Origin of the sequence: Streptomyces sp. NPDC058872, from assembly GCF_042743065.1 — a bacterium.
Taxonomy (GTDB): domain Bacteria; phylum Actinomycetota; class Actinomycetes; order Streptomycetales; family Streptomycetaceae; genus Streptomyces.
In genome coordinates, this window is the sequence record NZ_JBHYMK010000007.1 from 106,543 (window position 1) to 127,638 (window position 21,096).

The following is a 21,096-nucleotide window of genomic DNA, read 5'->3' on the forward strand; positions in this document are numbered from 1 at the left end:
ACGGATTTCCGCCGGCGGCATCCCGTCCCTGCCGAACCGTTACCGCTCACCGCTTCGAGGTCGGCCCGGTCCGGACTATCGTCGTGGACGCGTACGACCGTTCCACCCCGGGGGGATTTCCACCATGCGCATCCAGCGCCCGCTGCTGCCCGCCCTGCTCGCCACCGCCCTGCTCGGTACCGGTGCCACCGCCTGCGACAGCGGGACGACGGCCCGGGGCGACGCTCCGCCGGCCAGTGCCGCGGCGGAGTCCCCGGCGACCACCGTCAGTGCCTCCTCCTCGATCCCGAGCCCCGCCGGCCCCTCCTCGACCCCGAGCACCTCCGCTGCCCCGTCCGTCAGCGCCTCCAGGCCGAACTCGGCCACCCCGTCCCCCTCGGCCACCCGCACCAGCAGCACGCCCCACCCGGTGGCCGAGACGAAGGCCAGCACGGCGGCTCCGGTCCAGCGGACCGCCCTGCGGATGACGGTCAGCACCAGCGGTGGCCGGCTGACCCTGCCCAGGGGTGGCGCCGCCCAGGAGTTCACCGTCACGCTGCGCAACGGCAACACCAAGGCGTACTCCCGCATCCGACTGGGCTTCCAGATGGAGTTCATGGTCGCCGAACCCGGGCAGCCGGTCGGCACCGGCGACGGCGGCTTCCTGCTGGAGCGCCGGAACCCGACGACCGGAGCCTGGCAGCCGGCCACACTGCGGATCGCCAACGACGTGATGGTGCCCTCGCTCTACCAGGACGGTGCTCCCCTGGCCAGGAACGAGGTGCGCACCGAGCGCTACCGACTGCGGGCCAATGCCGGCGGCCCGGTCGGCAGCAATCCGCTGATGATCCACGCCCTGGACACCTCCCTCCCCAGCGTGCCGCTGCCCGAGGGCCGGCCTGCCACCCACTACCTGCCCGCCCTGATCACCGCGGGCTGAGGGTCCCCCGACCGTCGGAAGCCGCCCCCGCCGCGGCAGGGACGAGCAGGTGGGCGGACCCGCTGATCAGCACGTCACGGATGCACGAGCGGGCCCTTCCCACGCTGCTGCGGCACTCCGTCATCGCGCTCCGCGCGGGGTTCGTCGGGAACGCACTGCACCGTGCCGGGGGAAAGAAGGGGAAAGAAGTGGACGGAATCGGGGCATCCCTCGTTGCGGGGCGCAGCGCGGCGAAGTCGGGCCGCGAGGCGCTCGTCCTCCGGGTGGGGCGGACGCGTCGTCGGCACGGTCCGAGATCCGCTTCCGGCACACGGCTGGGGGGGCCGAACAGGCCTGCAGGATGATGGGGGCGTGATCACCATTCATCTGAAGTACGAGATCGACGCCGACAAGCTCGAGGACTTCGAGGAGTACGGCCGTCGCTGGGTCGGGCTCGTCAACCGGTTCGGCGGGACGCACCACGGCTACTTCCTGCCGAGTGAAGGCGACAGCGACATCGCCTACGCCCTCTTCTCGTTTCCCAGCCTCGCCGCGTACGAGCAGTACCGCACGGACAGCATGACGGACCCGGAGTGCCAGGACGCCTTCGCGCTGGCCCGCAACACCCGCTGCATCAAGCGGTACGAGCGCCGCTTCCTGCGGCCGCTCGACGTCGTGTCCTGACGGTCCCGGGGATGCGGACCTGCCGGACGTCAGCAGGCGGCCGGCGGGCACCCCCGGTCGTGCCTGGACGAGGCGGTCCCGGAGCACGTCGGTGCGGCCGAGCCGGGCGATCAGCCCAACGAGGGCCGCGCCACTGGGCCCCGTGGAATGGGCGATCCCCCCAGTCGACAACAGCGCGATCCGCGGGTCGGATTCCGAACGCAGCACCGGAGCCGGTGTTCCCCGGAGCGCGCGGAGGACGGGTCGTGGCACGTCGGGCTGCGGCCGTGGGGGATCGCCTCCGGGCAGCGTGGTGCTTCAGCGCGTACGGGCGAGCTCCAGGAACTGGTGGAGGTCACGGGCGGCTTCCAGGGCGCTCAAGGCAGTGGCCGCCAGCAAGGCTGCGGACACGACCAGCAGCAGGGGTGGGTTCTGGGGCGGGGGCGCGAGGAGGGCCGCGACACGGCGGGGGACGACACCGGGGCCGGGTCTCCGGCGGCCGAGGATGCCGAGGGCTGCGGCGGGAACGGGGCCGGCGGTTCGGCTGCGCTTGGCCGCGACGGCGGCACGGGCGACGGTCTCGGCGACGGCGCGGCGGTCGCCGGTGTGCCGGGCGGCATGCTCGTCGGCCCAGCGTTCGACGGTGTAGGCGACCGCGGTGGCCAGGGGGCGCAGCAGGGGGTTGGCGGCGGCGGCCACTTGCGCGAGGGAGACGAAGGCGTAGTGGTGGTTGTCCAGGTGGGCCCGTTCGTGGGCGAGCAGGATCTCGTGTTCGGCGGGGTCGAGGGCGTCGAGCATGCCGTGGGAGACGACGATGCGGCCGGGCAACCCGGGCATGGTGTAAGCCTGGGCGCCGGGGTCGTCGGTCACGACGACCGGGTCGGTACCGGGCAGGCAGGCGGCCTCCAGTGCTGCGGACCACAGGGCCCCGGCGCGGCGGGCGGCCAGCCGAACGGCGGCGAGGACGGCGAGGGCCAGCAGAACGGCGCCCGCGAGGGCGGCCGGCCATCCGGTGGGGTCCTGGCGCGCCACGGCCTCGGGCGAGTAGCCCTTGAGCGCGGCCACCAGCGGAACGCGGACGAGCCCGGCCAAGGCCAGCAGGCCGAGGACGCACGTGCTGGCGACGGCCAGTGTCAGACCTGAGACGGTCAGCAGCCAGGTCGCCAGGCGCGGCTCCAGGCGGCGGGAGAGGGGCCCCGCACCAAGGGCGGCGAGGACGGGGAGGAGGAGCGGCAGGTAGACGGCGAGGTGCATCTCTGGGGAGGCCCTCCTATTCGTCGCCGGCCAGGAGGCGGCGCAGGAGGTCCTCGTCGTTGTCGGACAGTTCGTCGACGAAGCGGGTGAGGACCGAGGCACGGTCGCTACCGCTCTCCATGACGCGGTGCATCTGCCGGGCGGTGAGTCCGGGCTCGTCGGTGACCGGGACGTAGGCGTAACTGCGTCCGCGCGGAGTGCGCTCCAGTACGCCTCGGGTGTACAGGCGCCCCAGCGTGGTGGCCACCGTGGTGTGGGCCAGGCCGGTCGCGAGCCGTTCGGCCACCTCGCCGGGGGTCAGGGCCCGGCCGACGGTGTGCAGCAGGGCCAGGATCTCACTCTCCAGGGCCCCGTTCGCCCGGCGTCCGCCGGTGGTGCCCGACGGCTGTTCGTGCGTGCCCACGGTCCTCGCCCTTCGCTTCGTCGTCTACAGTCCACGGTAACTTCTATTCACGAATAGAAGCTATCGTGTTCGTCCGTACCCGCTCCGAGCCCGTGCTCCTGCACGTGCCGGTCATGCGGCCTGCCCAGACAGGATGCCCGATGCCCCGCTCCCAGACCGCCGCCCCCCGTGCCGGCGGCGTGCGGTGGCGGCTGCCCGTCGCGACGGCGCTGGTGTGCTCGGCGCTGCTCGGCGCGCTCGTGGTGGCCACCGTCGCGGCGCACGGGGCGCCGTTCGGAGCGGACCGTGCACTGCACGGCTGGGCAGTGGGGCACCGACCCTCCTGGGCGGTCGGGGCGGCGGTTGCGGTCACGGTGACCGGCAGCGGAGTGCCGGCCTACCTGCTGGCGGCGTTCGCCGGAGCCCTTGCCCGGCCCGGCGTCCGGTGGCTCGGGGCACTGGCGGGCGCCCTGGCCCTGGTGTCGGTGCAGGTCCCCCGCATCGCGCTGGCGTCCTGGTTGGCCCGGCCGCGCCCGCCGGCCGCCGACTGGGCGTGGACGGCGAGCGGCTACGCCCTGCCCTCGGGGCACACCACGACCTCCGCCGCCGTCGCGGCCCTGCTCACCGCCGGGGCGTACCGCGCGGTGCGGGGCCGGGCCCGGCGAACGGTCCTGGTGGTGCCCGCGCTGTGGGCCGTCGCCGTCGGCGCCAGCCGCGTCTACCTCGGGATGCACTGGCCCACCGACGTCCTGGCGGGTTGGCTGCTGACCGCCTCCTGGGTCGGGACGTCGGGGATGTTCCTCGTTCTCCTGTGGCGTCGGAAGACCGCCGCCGCGCCATCCGTCGAAGGTGAGGGTCCATGAGTGTGATCAGTGTGGGACAGGCCGTGCTCCTGGGGGTCGTGGAAGGGGTGACGGAGTTCCTGCCGATTTCCTCCACCGGGCACCTCAAGATCGCCGAAGGGCTGATGGGCATCCCCGTCGACGACGCCTCCGTCGTCGCGTTCACAGCGGTGATCCAGGTGGGAGCGATCGCGGCGGTCCTCGTGTACTTCTTCAAGGACATCGTGCGGATCGTCTCGGCCTGGGGAAGGGGCCTGGCGAACAAGGAGGAGCGCTACCACCACGACTACAAGTTCGCCTGGTGGGTCATCTACGCCACCCTCCCGATCGTCGCCGTGGGGCTCGCGGCGAAACCGTTGATCGACGGCCCGCTGGCCTCCCTGTGGGTGGTGGCCGGCTCCCTGATCGTGGGCAGCGGCCTGATGTGGGCGGCCGACCAGAGGGGACGCCACAAGCGCGGCGAGGACGACACCTCCCTCAAGGACGCCATGCTGGTCGGCTCCTCCCAGATCCTCGCCCTGCTCTTCCCCGGCTTCTCCCGATCCGGCGCCACCATGTCCACCGGCCTCATCCTCGACCTGGAACGCGTCGCCGCCACCCGCCTCTCCTTCTTCCTCGGCATCCCCGCCCTGACCGGCGCCGGCCTGTACGAACTCAAGGACGCCCTCGGCACCGGCATCGACGCCCTCCCCCTGGTCGTCGGCACCGCGGTCTCCTTCGTCGTCGCCTACGCCTCGATCTCCTGGCTGCTGAAGTTCGTCGCAAAGCACTCCTTCAACGCCTTCGTCACCTACCGCATCGCCGTCGGCGTCCTCCTGCTCGGACTGCTGGGCATCGGCGCCCTGCACGCCTGACAGGCGTCGCGCCTGACAGGCGCCGCACACCCCGCCCGGACAGGAGCCCCGCAACCATGACCGTCCTCGCCCTCGGCCCGCAGTGGCTCGAACCCGACCACCTGATCTCCGTCTTCGGCCTGATCGGCATCCTCGCCGTCGTCTTCGCCGAATCCGGCCTGCTCATCGGCTTCTTCCTGCCCGGCGACTCCCTGCTGTTCACCGCCGGACTCCTCACCGCCTCCCACCGTCACCTCACCCAGCCCCTGTGGCTGGTGTGTCTGCTCGTCGTGGTCGCAGCCGCAGCGGGTGACCAGGCCGGATACCTCTTCGGCCGCAAGGTCGGCCCCGCCCTCTTCCGGCGCCCGGACTCCCGTTTCTTCACACAGCAGAACGTCGTCAAAGCAGCCGCGTTCTTCGCCGACCACGGCCCGCGTTCCCTGGTCCTGGCCCGCTTCGTGCCCGTCGTGCGCACCTTCACCCCGATCGTGGCCGGCGTCAGCGCCATGCACTACCGCACCTTCGTGGGGTTCAACCTGATCGGGGCCGCGCTGTGGGGCACCGGCGTGATCCTCCTCGGCCACTTCCTCGGGCAGGTGCCCTTCGTCACCGCCCACATCGAGCTCATCCTGATCGCCCTGGTCGTGGCCTCCACCGTCCCCCTGGCGGTGGAGTACGTACGGACCCGCCGGAGGCCCGGACCGGCCTCCTGAGCGCACCTCGACCGGGGACCACGAGCGGCTCCGGACCGCGGACGAGGACGGGGCGCGCGGGGGCACCGACTTCGCGGAGCGGAACCTCTCGACATCGTCCCCGTCGCCCTGTCGGCGGTGGGGACGAAGACCGGCTCGGAGTTGCCGTCGACTCCGTGGAGTCGGTCGAACGGCGAGCGGTCCCTGCGCTCCTCCGCAGACGAGTCCGCCGGCCCGCGCACACCGTGCCTCGCCCCCCGTAACCAGACCCGGCCGCCGTCGTTGGCCACGCAGGTGATCCGCTGGCCAGCGGCTCGTCGCACCCCACTCGTGTGGGCAGGTCGACTACACCGGGTGCGCTGGTGGTTCCTCGGGGGGAAGACACGACAGCGCAGCCGGAACGACCTTCACCCGGCGCCCGTGACCCGCCGGGTGCCGCAGGCACCCGACCCTGCCCCGACCCCAAGGCAGCGATGCGACACGAGGAGAACTCTTGCCCGTCCACACACTCGCCTGCCCCGACCTGGTCACCAGCAGTCTGGTGGCGAGCCACGAGGACCTTCCGGAGCACCGGTACCTCGCCGGCGAACACGTCTACCGGTACCGGGCCTTCGGCCAGACGGTCCTGGCCCCGAACCGGTCGCGTTGGAGCCTCGGGGTTCCGTTCTTCCAGGGCAAGCGCCTCAACAGCCACGCCGGGGGCGTCAGTCGGACGTTCGCCCCGCTGGCCGAGGCCACCCAGGAGTTCGCCCGGGCCCTGGCCCTGCGCGCACAGGAACACGGCACCGTCCCGCGGGGGGGAGTTCGCCCTCGGCTGCCACCAGATCCGGGTCGTGGCCACGGACGGTCACGCGGGACCGCCCACCCCGGAGGGCTGCCACCGGGACGGTTTCGCCTGGGTCCTCATCGCCTGCGTCGCGCGGCACAACACCGACGGGGCGATCACCACCGTCCGGCGTCCGGATGCCGTGTCGGAACCGCTGTACGAAGGCCCGTTGGCGGTCGGCGAGACCCTGCTGCTGGAGGATTCCCTGGTGGAGCACCGCGTCAGCCCCTTGACCCCGCGGCGCCCCGGACGCGCCCACCGCGACGTCGTCGTGGTCACCCTCGCGCCCGTCACCGCACAGGAGGGCCACGATGCGTGACCCGGGCGACTCGATCGACGTGGCGTACGTGACCTTCGACGGGTTCGACCCCGAACTCAAGACCGCCACCGGAGCGTTGGAGGCCCTCGGTCTGAGCGTGACGGCCGTGCCCTGGGACGCTCCGAACGTCGACTGGAGCCGGTACCGGTCGGCGATCGTGCGCAGCACCTGGGACTACACGGCCCGCCACGCCGAGTTCCTGACGACCGTCCAGCACATCGGGGACCTCACCGTGTTGGCCAACCCGGCGCCCGTGATCGCCTGGAACAGTCGGAAGCACTATCTGCGAGACCTGGCCGAACGGGGCTGCCCGGTGGTTCCCACGGTGTGGACGACGCCCGGGGAGCGGCTGACCCCCGTCGAGCTGCCCGGAGACTGGAGGGAGGTCGTCGTCAAGCCCGCCGTCGGAATCGGCGGCCAGCACGTCCTGCGGACCACCGATCTCGATGCCGCGTGCGCATACGCCACCTCCGGCGCACCCATGCTGGTGCAGCCCTATCTCAGCGGTGTGGACCGGGCGGGCGAGATCTCCCTGGTGTACCTCGGCGGCACCTTCAGCCACGCCGTCCGCAAGCACGGCTACCTGGCGCCCGAGGCTCTGCGCGACGGAATCCTGGCGCCGGAACCGGGCAGCGACTGGTCCGCCCGGTCCTGCCGTCCCGACCCCGATCACTTCGCGGCGGCCCGGCACGTCCTGAACAGCGTGCCCGGCGCCGGGAGCCTGCTCCACGCCCGCATCGACATGATTCGGGATCACTCCGGGCAACCCCGCATCGTCGAGGTGGAACTCATCGAACCCTTCCTCTACCTGGAGTACGACGACGCGGCCGCAGACCGCCTGGCCCGGGCGGTGAGCAGCCTCCTCACCCGATGCCGCGACTGATCCGGCGGGCACGGCAGGAACCCCGGGGAGCGACCTCGTCCGATCACGCGGACGCCGTCGTGGAGGAGCCGCGGGCGAACGGTCAGGCCGTGGTGCCGGCGGCTTCCCGGAGGGCCTGTCGGAGCTGGTCGACGCTGGGCGCCCCGGCCGGGCCGAGGGAGGTGCGATAGATCCGGCACGACAGGGAGGGAACCGCGTCGGGTTCGGCGAAGGGGTCGCGCCCGTCGATGAGGATCGTCGGGGAACCGGCGAACCCGGAGCGCTCGGCCTCGTCCTGGCCGGTGATCAACCGCGTGGTGAAGTCCAGGCCGGGCAGGCCGGCGACGGCCAGGGCCTGTCGCAGCCGCTCCTCGGCGAGCTGTTGGTGGGGGCAGTCGGGCACGACCAGGACTTCGATCTCCATGCCTCCATCATCGCGCGGGTGCGTAGGGCCGTTCGGACCCCCACGAGGGCCTCAAGACCCTGCCCGAGCCGCTCGGCGCCCGGGAAGCTGGTGTCCGGTCCCGGAAGGGGGCCGGACACCGGACACACAGGAGGTGGGCTTCATGTCCCGCACCGTCACCGTGGGGCTCGACGGATCCCGGGAGAGCCGGGCCGCCGCCGACTGGGCGGCCCGTCAGGCCGAGTTCCACGGCCTGCCGTTGAGACTGGTGCACGTGTGGGAGCCGGTGCCGGCCCCCCTGGCCCAGGCACCGCTGCTGGGTACGGAGACGCAGCGGCACTGGACGGAGAAGATCCCGCGGGAGGCCGTTGCCGAACTCCGCTCCCGCTACCCCGGAGTGGAGATCCTGACCGAACAGCACAGCGGTGACGCGGCCGAGGTGCTGGCTCGGGCCGCAGGGGAATCGGAGCTGCTGGTGCTGGGCTCCCGAGGTCTGGGCGCCATCGGCGGTTTCCTGGTCGGCTCGGTCGGACTGTCGGTCGTCGCGCACGCCGACCGACCGGTCGTCCTGGTGCGGGGGCAGGAGCGGGCGGCCGACGAGCACCAGCCGGACACCACCGGTGCTCCGTCCACGCAGACGCCCTTCCGGCCGGTGGTCCTCGGGGTGGACACCCAGGCCCCGCACGACGCACCGTTCGCGTTCGCCTTCGAGGAGGCTGCCCGTCGCAAGACGTCGGTGCGGGCCGTCAGCGCCTGGAGCATGTCTCCGTACTACGTCTACGGGTTCGCCGCCGATCCGACCCTGGACCAGGAAATCGCCGCACAGGAGAAGGCCGCCCTGACCGGACTCCTGGAGCCCTGGCGGCAGAAGTACCCCTCCGTCGAGGTCATCGAGGAGTCCGAGTTCGCCAGCCCTTCGCTGCGGATGGTCGAGGCCGCGCACGACGCGTCCCTGGTGGTGGTGGGCCGGCGGCGGCGGACCGGGGTCGGCGCCCACGTCGGACCGGTCGCCCACGCGGTACTGCACCACTCCGCTGCCCCCGTCGCCGTCGTCCCGCACGACTGACCCCTCCCCCGTCCGCGCCGTGAGGCCCCGGCGGAAGGACCCGCGGGGCAGGGATCGTCCACGTGCTCAGGGCGCCATCGACTGAAGGGCCATCCGGCCCGGTCGGCCCCCCGGCGTCCCTGGCGCCACCGGCGTCACCGGCGTCCTGGGCACCGCCTCCCTCACCGACATCCCGTACCGCACGGCCCTTGCCCTCCGGACCGCACCGGAGGGCAAGGGCCGTCTCGAACGTGGCATTCTGGTCGCGGGAGACCAGGAGGCCGTGGGATGAGCGGACGCGGGGAAAAGCCGTTGCTGTTCCTGGACGTCGACGGGCCTCTCCTGCCGTTCGGCGACGGCCCACGGCATGAGCCGTCAGGCTCCGTGACGGATTCGGCCCTGATGCGGCTCGACCCTCGCCTCGGGCCTCGGCTCGCGGCACTGCCGTGCGCGTTGGTCTGGGCCACCACCTGGGAAGGAGCGGCGAACACCGACATCGCACCGCTGCTCGGCCTGCCCTCCCTGCCGGTCGTGCACTGGCCGGAACCCTCCGACGCGCAGGAACACGAGGACCGGTGGTTCGGGCTCCACTGGAAGACCCGGACCCTGGTGGCACGGGCGGACGGACGTCCCTTCGTCTGGGTCGACGACGAGATCACCGACGCCGATCGGGACTGGGTGTCCTCTCACCACCCTGCCCCGGCCCTCCTCCATCACATCGCGTCGTCCCGCGGCCTCGCCGACGGCGACTTCGCGGTCATCGACCCGTGGCTGCGGGCCGCTTGGGGCTCCCCGGACGCTCCGGGGGAACTGCCGGTTGCTCGCGGAATCCCGACGGCACCGGCGTGGACCATCCGCAAGCGCCCCGGCCGGTAGACGGGCGGGCCCACACGGAATCCGGGGATCGTCGGCGTCAGCGCAGTTCCTCCTCCGGGTCTATGACCCAGTGGTTGGCGCTGAGGACTCGCCCCGCGAAGGTCACCTCGACGGGAGAGAGGAGACGAAACCCGACGGACCGACAGATCCCGTTCGAAGCCGCGTTGTTCGTTGCCGGGAAGGCATGAACCAGCCCCCAGCGTCCCTGGTCACCGGCCTGTTGCAGGAGGGCGCGGACGGCACGCTTGCCAAGGCCCCGCCCTTGGAACTCCGGCAGGACCATCCAACCGATCTCGGAAATCGGCCCGTCGCCGGTGTCGTGGGACCAGATCGTCACCGTCCCGGCCACCACGTCGGGCTCGGTCGCATCAGGAACGATCATCTTGAACCACGCAAGGCCGTCTGCCGCCTGCTGGGCGTCCCTGCGCACCTTGTCCGCCATCCCCTCCCGGGGGAGAGGCCCGCCCAGATCAGCCATCATGACCGGATCGCATCGCATGCGCACATAGGCATCGACGTCGTCCGGTGAAACGTTCCGCAACCGCACTCGCTCCTCCTCCGCTCCACCGGGGACGCTCCCACGGTCCGGGGAGGACGGGCAACTGCTCGTCTGCCACCAAGGCCTGCCGTTGGCGTATCGGTGGTCTCCGGCAGGGACTCCTTCGACCGGACCTTGGCACGCGTGCAGGAGCCGGGCGGCACGGCCACCGCTCATGCGGAGGATCACGAGGGTTCCATCGAGGCCGTACGTCGAGGACGACAGCCCGCTCACCCGGGCACACCGCGCAGCGAAACGGGCGCGGCCACCCCCGGAAGTCCTGGTGGAGGTCAAGGTCGACGGAATGGATCCCGTCGGTGGAAAGCACCGGGGAGAGGGAGGTCCGCAACGCCCCGTCCTCCTGGGGCATGGGAGGTGACGTGGCGCGGGCGTGAGGACCACCGTGCCCGGTGGCCCGGAAGCGGGCGACTCCGCATACGGGATGCTGCCGCTGTCCCACGGGAACGCCCGTCAGGAGCTGGCGGTCCCTCCAGCCTCCGCGCAGGACTTCCAGGGCCGGGCACGCGGAAGGCCGCCCCTCCCCCCGAGAGGGGCAGTCGTTCGACGCCGGACCGGTGGGTGGGCACCAGCCCCCCTTCCAGGCTCCGACACCTCATGGTGACCGGTCGTTCTCCGTCGGGAGGCCGAGGAGAGCGAAGAGGGGACGTCACGGGCGGTCGTCAGCACCCGTGTCGCGCCGGCCGACGACACCCGAACGGAAACGGTGCGGCTCCCCGTTCAGGAAGAGCGCGACGGGCAGGCCCGGGCCGGACACACTCCGCAGTCCGGGCCGCCTTCCATGAAGACGGGCAGCGGGGAGGGGCCGGCCGCGGGGATGCCTCCCCGGTCCGGGTGGCCCTCGGGGAAGCGGAGCACGGCCTCGGGGCGCCTCGATTCCGGTGTCGCTTCCGGTGTCGCTCCCGGTGTCGCTCCCGGTGTCGCTCCCGGTGTCGCTCCCGGCAAGGGGGCGAGCTCCAACAGGAGGAGGGCGGAGTCGTCCTGCAGCTCCCCGCGCACATGCTGGTGCAGGCTTGCGCGCAGCAGGTCGAGGCCGTGGTCGAGGCCGTCGTGGGCGAGCAGTCCGATGCCGTTCTCCACGGCGTAGAAGGTTCCTCCGGCGTCGCGCGCCTCGCTGAGCCCGTCGGTGTAGAAGAGGATCCGGTCGCGACCACCGAGGCGGGTGCGCCCAAGGGCCGGGGCGGCGGACTCACCAAGGACTGCCCCCATGCCCAGCGGGAGGGCCGGGGTGGGTGGCTCCAGGAACTCCCCGGCCCGGTCCCGACGGATCAGCAGCGGTGCCGGGTGACCGTAGTTGAGGGTGAGCAGGGTTCCGTCGTCACGGAGTTCGGCCAGGACGGCGGTGACGAACTCCTCGCCCTCCCTGCGTCGGTTCAACGCGCACTCCACCCGACGCCCGACGGTTTCCAGGTCACCGGTCGTCGCGGCTGCCTCACGGAACGAGGCCAGTACGGTCGCCGCCGTCCTCACCGCTTCGAGGCCCTTGCCCTGGACGTCGCCGATGATGGCCCTCACCCCGCCCCTGATCGGCTCGACCGCGTAGAAGTCGCCTCCGATGTCCGCCGCACGGGCGGCGGACACGTACGACGCCGCAGCGTTCACCCGGCCCACACGCGGCGGCGGAACCTGGAGGATCACGTTCTGCGCCGCTTCCGCAACGGTCTCGACGGCGGACAGGCGGTGCACGGTCCGCAGGCGCCGGCGCGCCGCCCAGGCGGAACAGAGGGTGACCAGGACGATGGCGCCGAGGGCCGCGCGGGAGTGCGCGGCGCCCCAGTCGCCGCTGATGCCACATGCGATCGCACTGAGGACCGCGGTGGTCGCGCCGATCCGGAGCACCGTGATCACGGAGCCGTGGATGGCGGCAAGCACGGGTACGACCGCGGCCAGGTGGACGAAGCAGATGTCCGGACCGATTGCGGCGTCCAGGAGGGCGAGGGCGAAGGGCGACGCTTCCATTAGCAGGCCGCCGTGCGGTCGGGGCTTTTCATGGTGCATGAAACGTTCAGTTCTCCGCTGTCGATCGATGCTCCAGAGAAGTCACAATTTGATCATTAAGTATACATTTAGGAAAATTAAGGGAAAAGTCCGCATGGCTTTCGGAGCGGCGTCCGCTCGGGTCCGATGGGCGAACCAACCGCTGAGTGCCGGCTCGCCCTCCGCCGTCCCCTGGACGCCGGCTTTAGCGGCTCCCCTCCCGTCTCACGAGGAGTCGGGCACGCCGTACGGGAGGGGCCGCACGTCAGTCGGTGAACGCCGGGATGGCGAACCGTTCGACGAGTTCGGCGCCCTTCCTCTTGGCATCGGTGGCGTTGACCGAGTACACCAGCGTTCGCGACAGGTCTCGGGTGGCCGCGACCACCGTGTGGTAGCCGGGGCGCGCGCCCGTCTTGCCCCAGATCTCCTTGCCGTTCACCTCGTACCGCGTCAGCCCCATGCCCATCGTCGCGCCCGGCAGATCCGGGACGGTGAACATCTGGTCCAGGTAGCGCCCGGGGACGAGCCGGCCGCCGAACAGCGCCACCAGCAACCGCTCCAGGTCTGCGGTGGTCGAGATCAGGTCTCCGGCCGCCCACCGGTCCGACATGTTCCACTCCGTGACGTCGACGAGCCGGCCGTCGACCTCCTCGTAACCGCGGTTGTGCGGACCGCGGATGCGCGGGTCCGCACCCTCGGGGAAGGAAGTGCGGCGCATGCCGAGCGGCTTGAAGATCCGGGCCTCCGCCTGATGGGCGTAGCTGTCTCCGGTGACCTTCTCGACGAGCATGCCGAGCACCGTGTAGTGGATGTTGGAGTAGTGCTGCTCCGCCCCCGGGGCGTGTGCCGGGCCCTTCGCGACGGCTGAGGCGACGACCGTCTCCGGGGTCAGGGTCAGGTAGCGGTACCTGAGTGATTCCTCGACCGTGTTGCCGAAGGAGATGCCCGGCTGCAAGCCGCTCGTGAAGGTGAGCAGCTGGCGGACCGTGACGGGCGCGAAGTCGTCGCTCAACAGACCGGGAAGATAGGACTGCACGGTGCCGTCCAGGTCGATGCGCCCCTCCGCGGCGAGCTGGACCACCAGCGATGCGGTGACGACCTTGGTGACGGAGCCCGCGCGGAACCGGGCGTCGGTCAGGGCGGGGGCACCGGTCCGGACGTCCCGCACGCCGGCGGTGCCGCACCAGGTGGCGTCGCCGCCGACGCGGATGAGTGCGGCGGTGGCGTCCCGGTCCGGAAGTCCGGCGATCGCGGCCTCCAGCGCGGGCACGTTCCCCTCGTCCGCCCGGGTGCCCGGGGCGGGCGCGCCGGTCCGTAAAGCGGGGGCGGGGCCTACGGCGAGTGCGGGAGCGGCCAGGGGTCCGGCCGTCAGACCGAGCGTGAGGGCGATGGCGACGGCCAGGCGGGTGCGGGGGTGGGGGGGGGGGCGCATGCGGGGCTCCTCGGGTCTCGGGGTAGGTTGCCGGTATCCATCCTGGTGATCTTGGTGACCGCGCGGATCCTCAGTGAGGAGGGGCTCTCCCCCGATCTCCTGACCGGGAGGGCGGCGCACGGGCTGCGGGTTGTCGTCCGGGGTGCCCCCTAAGGTCCGCCGGGCGAACCTTCGAGCGTTCCGGCCCTCGGACGGTCGCGCGGCGCACCGCTGTCGGTGGTGGGGGTTCGGGCGGATACTTGAAGTCGCGGGGCCGTTCCCTGGGAGGTCGGCACAGATGGAGTGGTGGATCTGGCTCGTGATCGCCGTGGCGGTCGTCGTACTGTGTGCGGCATCCGCGCTCGGGGTCCAGGCGCGACGGCGCAGTGGCGGGGTCATCGCCGGGAAGCGCCCCCCTCGCGGCGGAGGCAGGACCAGACCATGACCGAGTACGTGCGGGCAAGCGAGATCACGAAGTTGCCGGTGGTGACCCTCACGGGTGAGGACATCGCCCAGATCAAGGACATCGTCTTCGACGCCGCCCGCGGCGGTGTCCGCTGTTTCACCCTGAGCGGGCGCGGGTTGCTCTCCGGCCCGCTCAAGCGGGACCTGTCGTGGAACAGGGTGCATGCCCTGGGCCCGGACGCGGTGATGGTCCGCGACGAGAACGCGCTCGACGACGACGATCGGACCTCCCAGGGCCTCATGGCCTCCGGCGGCGGCAACGTTCTCGGTGCCCGGGCGATGACCGAAGGCGGCACGGACCTCGGCAAGATCGTCGACGTCGTCCTCGAGACCGGTCGCAGGCCCTCGGTGGTCGGCTACGAGGTCGAATCCGCCGGGCACGGCCACCCACGGGTCCTGCTTCCCGTGCTCAAGCCCGTCGCCGTCTCCGGTGAGATGGTCCTCGTCCCCGACGCCACCGGCGAGTTCACCGCCGGAGACCTGGCCGGATTCGCCGAAGCCGCTCACGGGCTGCGCAACCGCCTGGAACCGGAGGAGTGACGATGCCGCTGTTCAGCCAGGTCAAGGGCCACGGTGTCGTCGGCTTGGACACCGCAGAGACGCTCGCCACCGTCACCGGACTGATCGTCGCCCCCTCGCCCGCCCGCATCACTGCCCTCCGCGTGAAGACCAAGGGCCCCGGCACCCTCGTGACCTGGAACCACGTCCACGCGTGCGGACCCGACGCCGTCACGATCCGCTCCGCCGAGGACGTCCAAACGGAGGACGACACTTCGATCCCGGCGGACAAGCTCCACGACCCGCTCGGCAGACGCGTCCTGACCGAGGCGGGAGAGGACCTCGGCCCCGCCGATGACATCGAGTTCGACGCGAGCACCGGGCACGTCCAACGCCTCGTCCTCGCGGGCCAGGACGTCGACGGCGAACGTCTCCTCGGCACCGGTGGTTACGCCGTCGTCGTCGCCTCCCCCTGACCCCCGCCCCGCCCGCGGCGGCGCGGCCGGTCGCGCCCCGGGCGCCCGGGCCCCGAACCACGCACATCGACGGGGCGGTGCCGCACCGGCCCGGAAGCCGTGCCGGAGTCCGGCTTCCGACGACGGCACTTGCACTGGCACTGCGACGTTGCTGGAGGGGTGCTCGATGGTGAAAGTCGCCGGGTGCCTAAGGTCGGTTCCATGACGAGGACCACGCCCCCGCGCCCGCTCGATGTCGAAGTGCTCTTCCCGGAACTGGCCGCCTACCGGGGCACGACGACACGGCTCCACCCGCGGCCGGGCAGCCCGCGGGCGTCGGCCAGCTCGGTGGGCGGTCCGATGCTGTGGCCGGTGGACGAGCCGTGGCCGGTATGCGGTGAGGCCCACGGCCGCGGGCAGGGCGGAAGCCCGGCCGACATCCATCACTACCAGCGGGTCCTGGCCGCCGCACGGGCCCGGGAACAGGACCCGGGCCCCACGGAGGAGGAGCAAGGGCTCCTGGCCGGGGTGGCCCGGGAACACCAGCTTCCCGAGGCACCGGAGACGGATCCGCTGCCGATGATCGGTCTGGCGCAGCTGTACCGGCGGGACGTCCCGGACCTACCGGCGGGGCCGGACGGCTGCGACCTCCTCCAGGTGTTCTGGTGCCCCTTCAACACGCACGGCCCGGGCCGACATGACCTGAAGATGCACCTGCACTGGCGGCGATCGCGGGACGTCGGGGAAGTACTGGCCGCAGCCCCCCAGTCGCTGGTCGTCGGATCCGAAGGGTTCGTGCCCGAGCCGTGCGTGCTGCACCCGGAACAGGTGGTCAGCTACCCGTTCGCCGGCCTTCTGCCCGAGGAACTGTGCACCCGGCTCGACGCCTGGGAGGAAGCCCAGGAAGAGCAGGCCGCTCGGTCGGCCGGCGAGGACGCGACCGATCCGGTCGGCTACCAGTACGACCTGTCCATCCCGCCCGGCTGGCGCGTCGGCGGCTACGCCTCCTGGCACAAGACCGACCCGTACCCCATGGACTGTCAGGAGTGCAGGACACCGATGCGCCTGCTGCTGACCATCGACAGCTCGGAATGGGACGGTGGCAGCGGTAGCTGGAAACCGTTGGAAGACCGAGGTCGACCCACCCATCGGTACGCCACCCCCACCAAGGTCATCGTGGGCCGATACGGCGAACTCAACCTCTTCGCCTGCCCTACCGACCCCGACCATCCGCACCGCTGGAGCATCCAGTAGCTCGCCCGTACCGGGTTCCGGCTGATGCGGTGCTCCGCGCGTCGGCGGGCGCGGGGGCCGCCGCTCCCCGGCTCCTGACACTCCGCACCTGCCACGTCCCGTGGGACGGCAGCGCTGCCGGACCCGGCGGCCCACAGCGTTTCCGGACCGGTGCGCCGGGCGACCTCGTTCCAGGGCGACCAAACTGGACGGCCCCACCCATCGAGACGACACACTGCGACACCAGGGGCTCCTGACGACGCTCGGTGATTCGACGCCGACGAGCTTTTCGGAAGGCCCCGTCCACATGCACCGAGCACCCCGCGACCACTCGATCTGGACTCCCGTTCGACGGGCATATTTCAAGATCGAAAGGACAACGACCCCTGAGGAAAACACCAACGGCGACGCAGCGCCTCACACCGTTCAGTCGGTGAGTCGGAACACCCGGTTGTCGTCCGTCACCTCGTACACGTCGATGCGTAGGAGCCGTCGGACGTGCACCGGGACGCGCACGGCGGCCTTGATGGAGGAGGACGGCACGACGAGGGCGTAGCGCGTGTGCGGGTCCTGGCTCGTCATGCGGCGCAACAGTTGGCCATAGGCGATGTCGGCGTCGACCCCCTTCGCGCTGGTTCGGCCCTTGGCCTCGCAGATCAGCCGTTCCTCTCCCCTCACGGCTTCCAGGTCGGTCCACCGGTCCGTGGGATCGACCGGTGTCCAGCGTTCGGCCAGGAGCCAGGTGCGGAAGGTGTCGGTGACCCGGTCCTCGTCACTGTCGCGGGCCAGGACCTTCGCCAGTGCCGCCAGATCGGCGTCTTCGTTGCGGCGCAGCCGCCCGCGGCCGTCCGCATCCAGGTCCGCGGGGCGGATGACGACCAGGCGGAGCCCGTGTAGGGGAATCTCCGTGTCGCGCCGGGCGTCGTACAGGGCCCGCTGCTCGCCGCGGTGGACACCGCTGACGGTCAGTCGGTCCGGCTTGTCGAAATGGGGCATCGACTGGTCGTGCTGCAGTTCGCGGTACTCCACCACGAGCTCATGGCCCGGCCAGTAGGCATCGACCGGCAGTTTGACGCGCCGGCCACCTGCTCCGGGATCTCCCAGCAGCCAGTCGAACTTGTGCTGCGCAAGGCCGACCTCCCCAAGAATCCGGTTGCACAATCCGACGACGTATGACTCGTCACTGCCGTCTCTCGTTCCCATGGCCGAACATCCTGCCACCGTCCACGGACCGCAGCACCGGGCCGACGAACCTCAAAAGCTGTTGTGACTGGACGATACGGCTGTCGCCTGAGCGCGATACCTGTCACTGAGCATGGGGGGGCACGACATCCGTGGCAACGGTGCCTGTCCTGTCGCACCGAGCCTGTCGGATTCTCACCGCTTCTCGTTCGTGCCGGCGGATTCTCATTGCGTCGCGCACTGAGGGACGAGGCTTGCCCCCTAAGCGGGGTTTGATCGCATTTTCCTGGTCCGGTTCTCACCGTACCCGTCACGATCGTTTCGGCAGGTACTGAGGTTGAACTCGCGATAGTGGGTGGGGTGGTCAAGGCGGCTCGATGATCAGGCCGGTCTCGGCGAGGCAGCCGTCGAGCAGGTGCGGGCGGTACTGGATCTTCTTCAGCTTGCGCTTCATGACGCGGACGAGGTGATCGAGATTGACGGCGGCGAAATTCTCCAGCGACCGTTTCAGCAGCGACCACACCCCCTCGGTCGGGGCGGGGAGCGACGGCAGCCGTCGAGCCGCTTCACGTCAGGCTGACCTCCGAGGTGGCCTGGCCACTGCCACTCGCCGTACCCGGGACATGCGCCGGGAGCCGCCGTACGGCAGGAACGCAGAGGAGCGCGAGAGCGGCCGGAACCGCGATGACCGTCATTCCGTACAGGGTGGTCTGCACGCCGATGGATTCGGACACCGGACCGGCGAGTGCCAGGCCGACCGGCATCAGTCCGGCCGACAGCAGGTGGTCGTAGGAGCTCACGCGGGACAAGGCGTGCTCCGGCACGTGCGTCTGCAGCGCCGTCTCCCACAGGACGAAGAAGAGGGAGACGGCAACGCCGGTGACTCCTTCGAGGACCGCGATCAAGGCGAGCGAAGCACCGGACCCGATGATGATCGCCTGGCAGGAGGCCACGGCGAGGGCCGCAGCCCCCAGGGCCATGGGGCGCGAGAGCTTGAGCCGGTAGGCGGCCAGGTCGCCGACGACGGCACCGATGCCGAAGGCCGCGACCACCACCGACCAACCCGCCGCACCACCCCACTCGTGCTCGGCGAGGACCGGTCCCAGCACGTAGACCGACGGCAGCACGACGACGTGGTAGACCGCAATGCCGGCCATGCCGGCCAACACCCACGTCCGGCTGCGCACATGGACCCATCCGACGCGCAGTTCCTCCAGGAAGGTCCCCGCAGCGGTGACCTCCTTCCCCTCGGATGCCGCTCGTCGGGGCTTCAGCCGGGCCAGGAACGCGGCGCTGACGGCGAAGGTCAGGGCGTCCAGGGCCAGGGCGCCACCGGGGCCGGCCAGCGCGACCAGTCCACCGGCCAGGGCCGGACCGAGCACCAGACCGGACGACTGGACGAAGCCGCGCAGGGCATTCGCCTCCCGCAGCCGTTCGGCCCCGACCAGCAGCGGCATCAGTCCCGTGGAGGCGGGCATGAAGAACGCGTCCGCCGTTCCGAACACGACCATCAACAGGACCAGGTGCGGAACCTCGGCGACACCGGTCAGCAACAGCACGGCGATGAGCCCCTGAACGACGAACCGCACCAGGTCGGAGACCAGCATGATGCGGTGCCGTGGGAACCGGTCCGCCCACACCCCGCCCACCAAGGTGAACAGCAGCATGGGCACCAGCCCCGCAGCCGCCACCAAGCCGACGTCGGAGGCGGACCCGCCCGTCGCGAGCACGGCGAAGGGCACGGCCACGAAGGCCACGCGGTCCCCGAGGACCGACAGGGACTGCCCGATGAACAGGCGGGCGAACTGCGGTTCGTCACGCAGCACGCCGGGGATCAAGGGCTTCATGTGGTGGCCGTTCAGGGGCGGGGGCGGATGGCGCAGCGCCCGATGGTAAGAAGAAGCGTCCTCGCCGGTCACCTGAATTTCCCCGGTCGGTTCCGGCGGCGGTACGCCCTCCCCACCTGGCACTCCGGTACGGACCGCTCGGGTGTGCGGCGCGTCGTGCCACGGTCCGTCAAGGTCACGGTTCCCGCCCACGACCGAAAAGCGCCCTCAGTTCCCACTCGTGCACGCTGTGCAGTTCCTCGATGTCGTGTCACGCGTGGAGGGGGACCGATGACACCTGTGGTGAACCCTGAAGCGGGCTACTCGTACCGACTGAAGAACAAGCGCACGGGCCTCCACCTGACCAGCGCCGACTTCAGCGCCGGCACCTGTGCCACGATCTACCCGTCGGTCGCCAGCGGGCAGGGCCGGCCGGCGCAGACCTGGAACGTGCTGAGCCCGGACAACGGCGGGTACCTGATCGAGCAGAAGGCCGGCGGGACCATCCTGACCGCGGACGACTACTCCAGCGGCACGGTGCGCATCAACCTCGACAACCCGCAGAACGGCACCACCAACGTCAGCATCCGCAACAGCCAGATCTGGGTCCTGTGCCCGGAGGGGACCGGGTACACGCTCAGCAACAAGAACGGCGGCCCTTCCTCACCCCCGACGGCTTCGACAACGGAAACGGCCAGGTCGACAAGTGCTACCGGGCGTCCGGCGCGGACGGGACTCCCAGATCTGGGAGTTGGAGCGCGAAACCACCTACGACCGGATCGTCACGGCGGAGGGCGGCCCGACCGACCAGGGCGCCGGCCGGTACCGGTACCGGCCGGCTACCCCAAGCCCAACCCCGAAACCACGCCCGAAGTGCTGATCGGCACCACCGCCCTGCCCTCCCCTCTGGGCGTCGACCCCGCCCTGGGGCAAGCCCGCAAGGCACAGGAGAGCCCGTACCACCTGCTCAAGCGGTACGGCTTCTACAAGATCGTCCACTGCGACGACCACAGCGGCCCCGTGCACAGGGTGGAGTCCCGGAGCGCCACGATCGGCATGTCCACCACCAACGCCCGAGAAGTGGAATCCACCACCGGGATCTCCGTCACCGCCGAAACGGCGATGGGGTACGAGGGCTTCTCCGCCTCCCTGAGCACCACGGTCGGCCATCAACTGCGCACCCGGGTCGCCACCGAGACCACCCAAGCCAACAGCACCACGGTCCCGGTCGAACGCGAATACCTCGCCAACGGCAAACGGCTGGCCCAGAGCATCTGGTTCCGCGCCGACCGCTACGTCCTGGAACGCTCCGCAGGTCATCGCCTTGGAACCAGGCTAGGACGCGCTGTGGACGACTGCACACCGGCCGGGAAAGCGGCGCAAGGGCACGGTCACGCAACGGCATGGTGCCCGGCGCGGGACTGCGGAAGGCCGGACCTCGCCCGGATGCGTCCGGTCGGACCGTGGAGCAACCGGACGCAGGGACGAGGAGAGCGACGGATCGAGGCCCTCCACGTCACCGAATCGCCATTTCGCCCGTGTTGATCACCTTTGCGTCGACCGGACGCTGAGATGCTGCCAGCCGACAGTGGACGCGG

At 71.1% G+C, this 21,096-nt stretch carries 20 protein-coding genes and 2 pseudogenes; 14 read left to right on the top strand and 8 right to left on the bottom strand.

What is annotated here, in order from left to right; all coding sequences use genetic code 11:
* Nucleotides 1–124 precede the first annotated feature (124 nt).
* Both ACFW22_RS06440 and ACFW22_RS06445 read left to right on the top strand, forming a co-directional pair.
* Nucleotides 125–919: a hypothetical protein gene (locus ACFW22_RS06440; protein WP_386399767.1), complete on the top strand. Its 795-nt coding sequence runs from the start codon at nt 125–127 to the stop codon at nt 917–919.
* Nucleotides 920–1,270: 351 nt separating this feature from the next.
* A complete protein-coding gene (locus ACFW22_RS06445; protein WP_386399769.1) occupies nt 1,271–1,582 on the top strand; it encodes an NIPSNAP family protein in 312 nt (103 codons plus the stop codon).
* 297 nt (nt 1,583–1,879) lie between these two features.
* Here ACFW22_RS06445 and ACFW22_RS06450 read toward each other — a convergent pair whose 3' ends face one another.
* Nucleotides 1,880–2,815, bottom strand: coding sequence for a M56 family metallopeptidase (locus tag ACFW22_RS06450; protein WP_386399771.1), 936 nt, complete (start codon nt 2,813–2,815; stop codon nt 1,880–1,882).
* 16 nt (nt 2,816–2,831) lie between these two features.
* Complete coding sequence (locus ACFW22_RS06455; RefSeq protein WP_386399775.1) at nt 2,832–3,218, bottom strand: BlaI/MecI/CopY family transcriptional regulator; 387 nt, start codon at nt 3,216–3,218, stop codon at nt 2,832–2,834.
* A 140-nt stretch (nt 3,219–3,358) separates the two neighbouring features.
* On the opposite strand from ACFW22_RS06455, the gene ACFW22_RS06460 reads away from it, so the two are divergent.
* The 6 genes and pseudogenes from ACFW22_RS06460 to ACFW22_RS06485 all read left to right on the top strand — a co-directional run bounded on the left by ACFW22_RS06460 (nt 3,359) and on the right by ACFW22_RS06485 (nt 7,592).
* Nucleotides 3,359–4,060: a phosphatase PAP2 family protein gene (locus ACFW22_RS06460; protein ID WP_386399778.1), complete on the top strand. Its 702-nt coding sequence runs from the start codon at nt 3,359–3,361 to the stop codon at nt 4,058–4,060.
* A complete protein-coding gene (locus ACFW22_RS06465) occupies nt 4,057–4,893 on the top strand; it encodes an undecaprenyl-diphosphate phosphatase (protein ID WP_386399781.1) in 837 nt (278 codons plus the stop codon). Before ACFW22_RS06460 ends, ACFW22_RS06465 begins: the two co-directional genes overlap by 4 nt.
* A 56-nt stretch (nt 4,894–4,949) precedes the next feature.
* Entirely contained in the window at nt 4,950–5,585 is a 636-nt protein-coding gene (locus tag ACFW22_RS06470; RefSeq protein ID WP_386399785.1) for a DedA family protein, read from the top strand.
* Nucleotides 5,586–6,105: 520 nt separating this feature from the next.
* A pseudogene (locus ACFW22_RS06475) lies at nt 6,106–6,303 on the top strand (2OG-Fe dioxygenase family protein); the annotation flags it as partial.
* Between the two features lie 76 nt (nt 6,304–6,379).
* Nucleotides 6,380–6,709, top strand: a pseudogene (locus ACFW22_RS06480) (2OG-Fe dioxygenase family protein); the annotation flags it as partial.
* Nucleotides 6,702–7,592: a RimK family alpha-L-glutamate ligase gene (locus ACFW22_RS06485; protein WP_386399786.1), complete on the top strand. Its 891-nt coding sequence runs from the start codon at nt 6,702–6,704 to the stop codon at nt 7,590–7,592. The pseudogene ACFW22_RS06480 and the gene ACFW22_RS06485, both read left to right, overlap by 8 nt.
* 82 nt (nt 7,593–7,674) lie before the next feature.
* Here the strand turns inward: ACFW22_RS06485 and ACFW22_RS06490 are convergent, their stop codons facing one another.
* A complete protein-coding gene (locus ACFW22_RS06490; protein WP_386399789.1) occupies nt 7,675–7,995 on the bottom strand; it encodes a hypothetical protein in 321 nt (106 codons plus the stop codon).
* A 142-nt stretch (nt 7,996–8,137) separates the two neighbouring features.
* Here ACFW22_RS06490 and ACFW22_RS06495 point away from each other — a divergent pair, with 142 nt between their 5' ends.
* Both ACFW22_RS06495 and ACFW22_RS06500 read left to right on the top strand, forming a co-directional pair.
* A complete protein-coding gene (locus ACFW22_RS06495; protein ID WP_386399792.1) occupies nt 8,138–9,040 on the top strand; it encodes a universal stress protein in 903 nt (300 codons plus the stop codon).
* A 267-nt stretch (nt 9,041–9,307) separates the two neighbouring features.
* Nucleotides 9,308–9,895 carry an HAD domain-containing protein gene (locus tag ACFW22_RS06500; protein WP_386399795.1) on the top strand — a complete coding sequence of 196 codons (588 nt, stop codon included), beginning with the start codon at nt 9,308–9,310 and terminating at the stop codon, nt 9,893–9,895.
* A 37-nt stretch (nt 9,896–9,932) separates the two neighbouring features.
* Here the strand turns inward: ACFW22_RS06500 and ACFW22_RS06505 are convergent, their stop codons facing one another.
* From ACFW22_RS06505 to ACFW22_RS06515, 3 genes are all read right to left on the bottom strand, one after another.
* Nucleotides 9,933–10,442, bottom strand: coding sequence for a GNAT family N-acetyltransferase (locus ACFW22_RS06505; protein ID WP_386399798.1), 510 nt, complete (start codon nt 10,440–10,442; stop codon nt 9,933–9,935).
* A gap of 729 nt (nt 10,443–11,171) precedes the next feature.
* Nucleotides 11,172–12,410, bottom strand: coding sequence for a PP2C family protein-serine/threonine phosphatase (locus ACFW22_RS06510; protein ID WP_386399801.1), 1,239 nt, complete (start codon nt 12,408–12,410; stop codon nt 11,172–11,174).
* 283 nt (nt 12,411–12,693) lie between these two features.
* On the bottom strand, nt 12,694–13,860 hold the full coding sequence (locus ACFW22_RS06515; protein WP_386399804.1) for a serine hydrolase domain-containing protein: 1,167 nt from the start codon (nt 13,858–13,860) through the stop codon (nt 12,694–12,696).
* A 420-nt stretch (nt 13,861–14,280) separates the two neighbouring features.
* Between ACFW22_RS06515 and ACFW22_RS06520 the strand changes: the two genes are divergently transcribed.
* The 3 genes from ACFW22_RS06520 to ACFW22_RS06530 all read left to right on the top strand — a co-directional run bounded on the left by ACFW22_RS06520 (nt 14,281) and on the right by ACFW22_RS06530 (nt 16,511).
* Entirely contained in the window at nt 14,281–14,844 is a 564-nt protein-coding gene (locus ACFW22_RS06520) for a PRC-barrel domain-containing protein (RefSeq protein WP_386399807.1), read from the top strand.
* A 2-nt stretch (nt 14,845–14,846) separates the two neighbouring features.
* Entirely contained in the window at nt 14,847–15,278 is a 432-nt protein-coding gene (locus ACFW22_RS06525; RefSeq protein ID WP_386399810.1) for a PRC-barrel domain-containing protein, read from the top strand.
* Between the two features lie 201 nt (nt 15,279–15,479).
* Nucleotides 15,480–16,511, top strand: a complete 1,032-nt coding sequence (locus ACFW22_RS06530; protein ID WP_386399813.1) for a hypothetical protein — start codon at nt 15,480–15,482, stop codon at nt 16,509–16,511.
* 405 nt (nt 16,512–16,916) lie between these two features.
* Here the strand turns inward: ACFW22_RS06530 and ACFW22_RS06535 are convergent, their stop codons facing one another.
* Both ACFW22_RS06535 and ACFW22_RS06540 read right to left on the bottom strand, forming a co-directional pair.
* Nucleotides 16,917–17,693 carry a hypothetical protein gene (locus ACFW22_RS06535; RefSeq protein ID WP_386399816.1) on the bottom strand — a complete coding sequence of 259 codons (777 nt, stop codon included), beginning with the start codon at nt 17,691–17,693 and terminating at the stop codon, nt 16,917–16,919.
* A 545-nt stretch (nt 17,694–18,238) separates the two neighbouring features.
* Entirely contained in the window at nt 18,239–19,519 is a 1,281-nt protein-coding gene (locus ACFW22_RS06540) for an MFS transporter (RefSeq protein ID WP_386399819.1), read from the bottom strand.
* 270 nt (nt 19,520–19,789) lie between these two features.
* Here ACFW22_RS06540 and ACFW22_RS06545 point away from each other — a divergent pair, with 270 nt between their 5' ends.
* Complete coding sequence (locus ACFW22_RS06545; RefSeq protein ID WP_386399823.1) at nt 19,790–21,043, top strand: hypothetical protein; 1,254 nt, start codon at nt 19,790–19,792, stop codon at nt 21,041–21,043.
* Nucleotides 21,044–21,096: the final 53 nt, after the last annotated feature.